Consider the following 1,916-nt stretch of genomic DNA (forward strand, 5'->3'; position numbering starts at 1 on the left):
GCGCCTGCGCCGCGAGCAGGTGCGCCAGCACCGGATCCCCGTCCTGCGGGCCGATGCGCCGCTGCAGCGCCACCGCGCCGGCGAGGTCGCCCTGTTCGACCTTCACGTCGCGCAGCCCCTCGGCCGCGGCGCGATCCCCGTCGCGCTCCGCCAGCCGCGCGTACAGCTCGGCGGCCTCGGCGAGCATGCCGCTCCGCCGGTAGTCCTCGGCCAGCTCGCGCTCCACCTCGGCGCGGCGGCGCGAGCCCGCGGCCGAAGAGCATGTTCCGGTGCAGGCGCACCGCCCGCGCGAGGTCGCCCTCGCGCCGGAACAGCGCGCCCAGCGCCAGGTAGGTGTCCACCGCCTCGGGCGTGCCCAGGCGCGCGGCGTCGGAGAGCGCCTCGATGGCGGCGTCCGGGTCGCCCTGCACGATGGAGCGGACGCCCTTCAGGTAGGCCTGCGCCTCGTCGCGGCGCCGGCGCAGCCGCTCCGCGAGCAGGATCGCCACGATCGCGGCGAGCGAGCCGGCGGCGAGGGCGAGCCAGAGCTGCGTCACGTGCCCAGCGCGGCGAACCCGGCGTGCAGCCGCTGCCAGGCCTCGTCGAGCGCCTCCACGACCACGCGGTTGTCGGCCAGCACCGGCATGAAGTTGTTGTCGCCGAGCCAGCGCGGCACGACGTGCCAGTGCAGGTGGTCCGCGATCCCGGCGCCGCCGGCGCGGCCCAGGTTCATGCCGACGTTCATCCCGTCCGGCCGGTAGACCGCCTTCACCACCGCGGCCGCGCGGCGCAGCTCCTCCTGCAGGTCGGCCCACTCCGCCGGCCCGAGCGCGCCGAGGTCGGCGAGGTGCGCGCGCGGGATCACCATCACGTGCCCGGAGTTGTACGGGAACCGGTTCAGGCAGGTGAACGCGTGGGCCGAGCGGTGCACCACCAGGTTGCCGCGGTCGGCCGACTCCGGCGCCGCGGGGAAGTCGCAGAAGATGCACCCGGTCGGCTTCTCCGACCGGATGAACTCCATCCGCCACGGGGCCCAGAGCGGCTGCTGCACGGTGAGGTCTCCTTGCGGCGCGCGCCGCTACCGCGCGAGGAAGTACACGCCGGGCTGCCGCGCGTCGGCGGCCCCCTGCGCCACCCGGGTGGCGACCGCGTCGGCGACGGCGCCGGCGGCGCCGCCCATGAGCTGCTCCAGGAAGCGGCCGCGCTCGTCGGGCGGGTAGACCAGCACCGGCTCGCCGCTCAGCTTCGCCTCCTGCTTCGCCAGCTCCACCGCGTCGTAGAAGTTGCCGAGCTGGTCCACCAGGCCGGCCTCCTTCGCCTGGGCGCCGGTGAGCACGCGGCCGTCCGCGATGGCGCGCACCTTCGCCTCGTCCAGCTTGCGCCCCTCGGCCACCGCCTTCACGAACTGGCCCAGCGTGTTCTCGACCAGCCCCTGCCAGTAGGCGCGGTCCTCCGGCGTCATGTCGCGGAACGGGTTGCCGGCGTCCTTCAGCTTGCCGGTCTTCACCGTCTCGACCTTCACGCCGAGCTTCTCGGCGAGGTCCTTCACGTTCGGGAACTGGCTGATGACGCCGATCGAGCCGGTGAGCGTGCCGGGGTTGGCGACGATCTTCGGGCAGGCCACCGACACGTACAGGCCGCCCGAGGCGGCCAGGTTGCCCATCGAGCAGACCACGACCTTCTTCTGCGCGAGGCGCTTCACCTCGTCGTGGATCTCCTGGCTGGCGCCCACCGAGCCGCCGGGCGAGTCCACCCGGATCACCACCGCCTTGAGGTCGCCGTCCTCGGCGAAGCGGCGGATGCGCTTCAGGATGTCCTCGGTCTCGTCGCGGTCCGCGCCGCCGCCGATGGTGCCCTTCACGTCGATGACGCCGACGCGCGGGCCGGAGCCGAGGCGCGGGGACTCTCCGCGCACGGCGCCGAACGCGAGCAGCAGG

General features: G+C 74.4%; 2 protein-coding genes and 1 pseudogene. All 3 read right to left on the bottom strand.

The genetic code is table 11. The features are described 5' to 3' along the window. Window positions 1-226 (bottom strand): annotated as a pseudogene (locus PSR1_RS24760) (tetratricopeptide repeat protein); the annotation flags it as partial. A 306-nt stretch (window positions 227-532) separates the two neighbouring features. Further along, the gene (locus tag PSR1_RS23090) at window positions 533-1,030 is read right to left on the bottom strand and encodes an HIT domain-containing protein (RefSeq protein WP_059439624.1); all 498 of its coding nucleotides are present in this window, start codon (window positions 1,028-1,030) and stop codon (window positions 533-535) included. 27 nt (window positions 1,031-1,057) lie between these two features. Then, a partial coding sequence (gene sppA, locus PSR1_RS23095; protein ID WP_059439625.1) for a signal peptide peptidase SppA occupies window positions 1,058-1,916 on the bottom strand: 859 nt, incomplete at its 5' end.

It is taken from the genome of Anaeromyxobacter sp. PSR-1 (genome assembly GCF_000964525.1).
Taxonomy (GTDB): domain Bacteria; phylum Myxococcota; class Myxococcia; order Myxococcales; family Anaeromyxobacteraceae; genus Anaeromyxobacter.